The following is a 1,191-nucleotide window of genomic DNA, read 5'->3' as shown; positions in this document are numbered from 1 at the left end:
CCCCGATTTTCTATTCTTCTGGTTCAATATCCATTGGGTAATGCTTTAAAAAATAGACAAGCGATTGTAGTTCGACAGCCAAATCAATGTGATGGACCCGAATGGAGGATGGGACATTTAACCTGGCCGGCGTGAAATTCAAAATACCTTTCACATTGGTTTTCACCAACCGGTCGGTAATCATTTGTGCAACAGGCGCAGGAACGGTTAAGATGGCCACTGGAATTTCATCTTCAACTAAATATCTTTCCAAATCATCCATAGAGTAAACCGGGACATTTCCGATGGATGTCCCTATTTTCTTCGGATCGACATCAAATGCACATTCAATTTTCGTATTATTATTTTTCAAAAAATTGTAATTTAGAAAAGCAGTTCCCAGGTTTCCCACACCTATTAAGGCTACTTTCGTTAATTCATCCTGGTCTAGCGTTCTGCGGAAAAATGTTAGTAAATAACCAACATTATAACCATAGCCTTTCTTCCCCAAGGCACCGAAGTAGGAAAAATCCCGGCGTATTGTGGCAGAATCCACTTTTACTGCTTCACTTAATTCGGCGGATGATACCCGCTGTTTTCCTGAAGCATATAGGTTTTGCAAAAAACGGTAATATAAGGGCAGCCGTTTGGCCGTTGCCTGCGGGATTTTCATCATTTCGTTAGACATCCTTCTTCCCTCCCTTAAATTCTTCTAAAGTCACCGCTTTTTCCGCCGGTTTTCTCTATTAAATAGGTCGAACCCATAATCATTCCTTTATCAATTGCTTTACACATATCATAGACCGTCAAGGCACAAACAGACGCTGCTGTTAGCGCTTCCATCTCAACACCTGTGTTTCCTTTTGTTTTAACAGAAGCAGTAATATTTAATTGATATTGATCTTGCTCGGTTTGTTCCCAGTCAAAACTGATATTTACTCCTGTTAACGGAATCGGATGGCACATTGGAATGAGATCCCAAGTTTTTTTCGCTGCCATGACTGCTGCCACCTGAGCAACAGCTAACACATCCCCTTTTTTTATTTCGTTATGAGAAATTTTATCAAATATTTCTTTATTCACTGTAATGCTGGAATGAGCAATAGCAGTGCGTGCCGTTTCCGGTTTATCACTCACGTCGACCATTTTCGCCCTTCCTTGTTCATTAAAATGAGTCAAATCAGCCATAGATAGCCCCCCTTAAAATCATAC

Annotated in this window: 2 protein-coding genes; both read right to left on the bottom strand. The window is 40.6% G+C overall.

Going from position 1 to position 1,191, the window contains the following annotated elements:
* Positions 1-10 precede the first annotated feature (10 nt).
* Positions 11-667, bottom strand: a complete 657-nt coding sequence (locus BFU02S_RS15915; protein WP_066372802.1) for a redox-sensing transcriptional repressor Rex — start codon at positions 665-667, stop codon at positions 11-13.
* Positions 668-681: 14 nt separating this feature from the next.
* Complete coding sequence (gene moaC, locus BFU02S_RS15910) at positions 682-1,167, bottom strand: cyclic pyranopterin monophosphate synthase MoaC (RefSeq protein ID WP_066372792.1); 486 nt, start codon at positions 1,165-1,167, stop codon at positions 682-684.
* Positions 1,168-1,191: the final 24 nt, after the last annotated feature.

The sequence above is a fragment of the Neobacillus fumarioli NBRC 102428 genome (assembly GCF_001591485.1).
GTDB classification, from domain to species: domain Bacteria; phylum Bacillota; class Bacilli; order Bacillales; family Cytobacillaceae; genus Neobacillus; species Neobacillus fumarioli.
This window is presented reverse-complemented; position numbering and strand designations above follow the sequence as displayed.

Bases quoted from the DNA above. Each gene is read 5' to 3' on its own strand.
- BFU02S_RS15915 (WP_066372802.1), bottom strand. From the start codon at position 667: ATGTCTAACGAAATGATGAAAATCCCGCAGGCAACGGCCAAACGGCTG.
- moaC (WP_066372792.1), bottom strand. From the start codon at position 1,167: ATGGCTGATTTGACTCATTTTAATGAACAAGGAAGGGCGAAAATGGTC.